Below are 5,260 nucleotides of genomic sequence, written 5' to 3'. Positions count from 1 at the left end.
ACGCAGGCCGACGGCATCGAATCGGAGCTGACGCACTTCGTCGCGTGGGACCGGCCCGCCAAGCTGATGCGGCTGCGCGTGGCCAACCGCAGCGCACGCCGCCGCACGCTGACGCTGACGCTGTACGTCAACCTGTGCATCGGCGACAACCGCAGCGGCAAGGTCGACCTGCTGTCGACCTGGGCCGGCCGCAACGCGTCGACCACGCTGTACGCCCGCAACCCGATGAACGCCGATTTCGGGCGCGACATCGCGTGGCTCGGCAGCTCGCACCCGGTGAGCGGCTGGACCTGCGACCGCGCCGAGTTCATCGGCATCGGCCAGGGGCTCGCAGCGCCGCAGGCGCTCGAATCGCAGCACACGCTGCGCCAGGCCGCCGGCGTCGGCCCCGACCCGTGCTGGGTGATGCAGGTCGAGCTGAAGCTGGAGCCGGGCGAATCCGACGTGGTCGTGTTCTCGTTCGGCCAGGCGGCGAGCCTGGCCGGCGCCGACGAACTGGTGCGCATGACCACGCGCGATGCCGACCAGGCGCTGGCGAACGTGCAGGCGCAGTGGGACGAGCTGCTCGGCGCGGTGCAGGTGCGCACGCCCGACCGCGCCTTCGACCTGATGCTCAACCGCTGGCTGCTGTACCAGGTGCTGAGCAGCCGCTGCCTGGGCCGCTGCGGCTTCTACCAGGCGGGCGGTGCCTACGGCTTCCGCGACCAGCTGCAGGACGTGATGGCGCTGGTGCATGCCTGGCCCGGCTTCGCGCGCGACCACCTGCTGCGCGCGGCGGCGCAGCAGTTCGTCGAGGGCGATGCGCAGCACTGGTGGCACCCGCCGAGTGGCAAGGGCGTGCGCACCACGTTCTCCGATGACCGGCTGTGGCTGCCGTACGCGGTGGCGTACTACGTGTCGGTGACCGGCGACGATGCGGTGCTCGACCAGACGGTGTCGTTCCTCGAAGGCCCGCAGCTGCCGCCGCACGAGGAGAGCCAGTACTTCGAGCCGACCATCTCGCACGAGAGCGCGAGCCTGTTCGAGCATTGCGTGCGCGCGATCCAGGTGAGCCGCGGGCGCGGCGTGCACGGGCTGCCGTTGATGGGCTGCGGCGACTGGAACGACGGCATGAACCGGGTCGGCTGGAAGGGCCAGGGCGAAAGCGTCTGGATGGCCTGGTTCCTGAAGTCGGTGCTCGATGAATTCATGCCGATCGCGATGCGCCGCGAGCGCGCCGACCTGGTCTCCGAATGGACGCTGCTGTCGCAGGAGCTGATGGCCGCGGTCGACACCAACGCCTGGGACGGGCAGTGGTACCGCCGTGCGTACTTCGACGACGGCACGCCGCTCGGCTCGGCCTCCAACGACGAATGCCGCATCGATTCGCTGGCGCAGAGCTGGGCGGTGATCGCCGGCGGCGGCGACCCGCAGCGCGCACGCGATGCGATGGAGAAGGTCGACGAGATGCTGATCGACCGCGACGCGCAGCTGATCCGGCTGTTCACGCCGAGCTTCGACAAGACCGCGCACGACCCCGGCTACATCAAGGGCTACGTGCCGGGCATCCGCGAGAACGGCGGGCAGTACACGCACGCCGCGGTGTGGACCGCGATGGCCTTCGCGCGCCTCGGCGATGCCGGCCGCGCGTACCCGCTGTACGCGATGCTGAACCCGATCGACAAGAGCGATTCGCGGCTCACGGTGCAGCGCTACCGCGTCGAGCCGTACGTGATGGCGGCCGACATCTACGGCGAGTCGCCGCACACCGGCAAGGGCGGCTGGACCTGGTACACGGGGGCCGCCGGCTGGTACTGGCGCATCGGCATCGAAGAGCTGCTGGGCGTGCGCGTGCGCGACGGCGTGCTGCGCATCGCACCGGTGGTGCCGGCCGGCTGGCCGGGCTTCAGCGTCACGCTGCGGCGCGGCCGCACGGTCTATGAAATCGAAGTTGTCAATTCGGCGCAAACCCCGTCGCCCACCTCGGCGAAAGCGGCCCCGGGCCGCTGGTCGCTGCAGCACGACGGACAGCCTGTTTCCCTCGAGGGCGGCGTACCATTCGTCGACGACGGTGCCCGGCACCGGGTTGTGGCCACGCTCGCCTGAATGCAGTCAATCCAACGTTGAAGTCGCATTGAAAGGAGATCACCATGCCAGCTGCCCCCCGTCCCCGCGCCAAGCCGTCGCGCTTCGACGCCATCGAGATGCTGAAGGCCGACCACATCGCGATCAAGAAACTGTTCATCGCGTTCCACCAGCTCAGTGACCGCAGCAACACCGACGGCGAGCGCCGCGCGGTGGCCGAGCGCATCTGCATGGAGCTCACGGTGCACGGCCAGATCGAGGAAGAGATCTTCTACCCGGCGGTGCGCGCCGCGATCGCCGACGATGCGCTGGTCGATCAGGCCGAGGTCGAGCATGCGAGTGCGCGCGAGCTGATCGCCGAGATCGGGGCGATGACGCCGACCGACGGCCAGTTCGATGCCAAGGTCATCGTGCTCGGCAAGCACATCGATGCGCACGTCGAGGAAGAGCACAGCAAGATCTTCCCGAAGGCGAAGAAGGCCAAGGTCGACCTGAAGGCGGTGGGCGCGCGGCTCGCGTCGCGCAAGGCCAAGCTGATGGAGGAATACCAGGCGATGGCCCGGGGCGGTGAGCCGCATGAGGACGAGGGCGACGACCCGGTGGGCCGGCCGCCGCTGGACCTCGCGCACCACCCGGTCACGCGCGCCTGATCAGCCCGTCCGCGTGACCTTCACGTCGACCTGCAGGCCGACGTAGGCGTCGGCATCGCCGAACCAGCTGCCCGAGATCGGCGCGGCCTGCTTCGGATCGCGCACGACGGCCACCCGCACCAGTTGCGATCCGCCGAGCAGGTTGTTGGTCGGGTCGAACGGCAGCCAGCCGGCACCGGGCAGGTAGGCCTGCAGCCAGGCGTGCGTCGCGCCGGCGCCGGTCGTGGGCACGGTGTCCTTGTCGTCAGGGCCGTCGCGGGGTGCGGCCGGGTCGAGCGCCGGGTCGTAGAGGTAGCCCGAGACGAAGCGCGCCGCCACGCCGAGCCGCCGCAACGCCTCCATCATCAGCAATGCGAAGTCGCGGCAGCTGCCGCTGTTGAGCGCGAGCGTCTTCAGCGGGGGCTGCGTGCCTTCCTCGTCGCGGTCGGCGTAGCGGAAGGTGTCGCGGATGTGCTGGTTCATGCGCACCAGCATGTCGCGGGTGCCGGTGGGGCCGTCGGTGCGGATGAACTGGCGGGCCCACGCGGCGAGCGTGCCGTCCGGGTCGTCGTGGTGCGGGCGCAGGTAGTGCTCGAGGTCGAAGCGCTCGTCGACCGAGTACGAGAACGGAAAGAACTCGGCCGATGGCGACAGCGGCAGCTCCAGGTTGTGGCTGCTCGCGTGCTCGATCGTGAACGAGCAGACGAAGCGCAGTTCGTCGGCCTCGACCAGCGGCTGCACCAGCGCGATCGAGTTCGAGTACGGATCCTGGATCATCCGCACGCCGGCCTCGGGGCTGACCTGCAGGTCGGTGGCGAGCACGCGCAGGTCGTGGCTGTCGCGCGGGCGGAACATCACGCGGTGCTCGCCGAAGCGCACCGGCTTCGCGTAGCGGTAGGTCGTCGTGTGGACGATGTCGTATTGAATCGTCATCGCCGGCCGCCGGATCAGACGCCGAGCAGCTCCACCTCGAACATCAGCGTGGCGTTCGGCGGGATCACGCCGCCGGCGCCGCGTGCGCCGTAGCCCAGCTGCGCCGGGATCACCAGCACGCGCGTGCCGCCGACCTTCATGCCTTGCACGCCTTCGTCCCAGCCCTTGATCACCATGCCGGCGCCGAGGCCGAACTCGAACGGGTCGTTGCGGTCCTTGCTGCTGTCGAACTTGGCGCCCTTGACGCCGTTGTTGTAGAGCCAGCCGGTGTAGTGCACGCGCACGTGCTGGCCGGCCTGGGCTTCGGCGCCGGTGCCCGGCACGGTGTCTTCGTACTGGAGGCCGGAGGCGGTCGTCTGCATGGGAATTCCTTGTTGGGGGCAAAGGCGGCATGCTAACGCGGCAGCGCCCTCGGCGCCCTCAGCGTGGCAATGCATACGCCAGCACGTAGTCCCCCGGCTTCGTCCCGGTCGAGCCGTGTCCGCCGGCCACCACCAGCAGGAACTGCCGCCCGTCCGTGCCCGCATAGGTCATCGGCGTCGCCTGCCCGCCGGCCGGCAGCCGCTGCTTCCACAGCTCGCGGCCGGTGGTCACGTCGTAGCCGCGCACGTAGTCGTCGAGCGTGCCCGACAGGAAGGCCACGCCGCCGGCCGTCATCACCGGCCCGCCGATGTTCGGCACCCCCATGCGGAACGGCAGCGGCAGCGGCGACAGGTCGCGCACCGTGCCGTTGCGGTGCTTCCAGGCCACCTGCCCGGTGCGCAGGTCGACGCCCGCGACGCTGCCCCACGGCGGCTGCTGGCACGGGATGCCGAGCGGCGACGTGAACGCGCTCATCTTCGCCGCGTACGGCGCGCCGAAGTTCTCGTTCAGCGCCGGCAGCGGGCCCTGCGGCTCGCCCTTGCCCTGCACCATCAGGCTCGTGGCATCCGGGCGCGGCACCAGCGTCGACGTGAAGGCCAGCGTGGTCGGCGTCGTGAAGGCGACCTGCCGCACCGGGTCGACCGCGATGCCGCCCCAGTTGAAGACGCCGAAGTTGCCGGGGTAGATCAGCGAGCCGCCTTCGGACGGCGGCGTGAAGCGGCCGTCGTAGCGCAGCCGGTGGAAGGCGATCCGGCAGGCCAGCTGGTCGAACAGCGTCGCGCCCCACATGTGGCGGCCCTGCAGCCGCTGCGGCTCGAACGACACGGCCGAGCGCGGCTGTGTCGGCGCGGTGTGGTCGCCGCTCGCGGCGCCCTGCGGCGCGGGCACCTCCTCGACCGGCAGCAGCGGCTTGCCGGTGCGGCGGTCCAGCACGAACAGCTCGCCCTGCTTGGTCGGCTGCACCAGGGCCGGCACCGTCGCGCCGCCGACCGTGAGGTCGAGCAGGCTCGGCTGCGACGGCACGTCGTAGTCCCACAGGTCGTGGTGCACCGTCTGGAACACCCAGCGCACCTTGCCGGTCGCGAGCTCCAGCGCCACCACCGACGACGAGTAGGTCTCGACGGCCGCGCTGCGCTGGCCGCCCCACTGGTCGGGCGGCTGGTTGCCCATCGGCACGTAGACCAGGCCCAGCGCCTCGTCGACGCTGGAGATCGACCAGCTGTTCGGCGAGTTCGGCGTGTAGCTCGCACCGGCGGCGATCGGCGCGGTCG

At 70.5% G+C, this 5,260-nt stretch carries 5 protein-coding genes; 2 read left to right on the top strand and 3 right to left on the bottom strand.

What is annotated here, in order from left to right; translation table 11 throughout:
- Together AC1D15_RS16940 and AC1D15_RS16935 are read left to right on the top strand one after the other, a co-directional pair.
- Window positions 1–2,085 (top strand): glycoside hydrolase family 94 protein (locus AC1D15_RS16940; RefSeq protein WP_477826883.1); only part of this gene is annotated, 2,085 nt, incomplete at its 5' end.
- 44 nt (window positions 2,086–2,129) lie between these two features.
- Window positions 2,130–2,714: a hemerythrin domain-containing protein gene (locus AC1D15_RS16935; protein ID WP_082004107.1), complete on the top strand. Its 585-nt coding sequence runs from the start codon at window positions 2,130–2,132 to the stop codon at window positions 2,712–2,714.
- Here the strand turns inward: AC1D15_RS16935 and AC1D15_RS16930 are convergent, their stop codons facing one another.
- The 3 genes from AC1D15_RS16930 to AC1D15_RS16920 all read right to left on the bottom strand — a co-directional run.
- Window positions 2,715–3,626, bottom strand: coding sequence for a transglutaminase family protein (locus tag AC1D15_RS16930; protein ID WP_047500761.1), 912 nt, complete (start codon window positions 3,624–3,626; stop codon window positions 2,715–2,717).
- Window positions 3,627–3,640: 14 nt separating this feature from the next.
- A complete protein-coding gene (locus AC1D15_RS16925) occupies window positions 3,641–3,994 on the bottom strand; it encodes an FKBP-type peptidyl-prolyl cis-trans isomerase (RefSeq protein WP_465111249.1) in 354 nt (117 codons plus the stop codon).
- 52 nt (window positions 3,995–4,046) lie between these two features.
- Window positions 4,047–5,260, bottom strand: a 1,214-nt coding sequence (locus tag AC1D15_RS16920) for an outer membrane protein assembly factor BamB family protein (protein WP_477826882.1), incomplete at its 5' end; no start/stop codon positions are given.

It is taken from the genome of Rhizobacter sp. P2_H2 (assembly GCF_056403375.1).
Note: the sequence above shows the minus strand (reverse complement) of the source record. Positions and strands in the feature narration are given on the sequence as shown.

Coding starts and splice junctions, on each gene's coding strand:
- AC1D15_RS16935 (WP_082004107.1), top strand. CDS start 2,130: ATGCCAGCTGCCCCCCGTCCCCGCGCCAAGCCGTCGCGCTTCGACGCC.
- AC1D15_RS16930 (WP_047500761.1), bottom strand. CDS start 3,626: ATGACGATTCAATACGACATCGTCCACACGACGACCTACCGCTACGCG.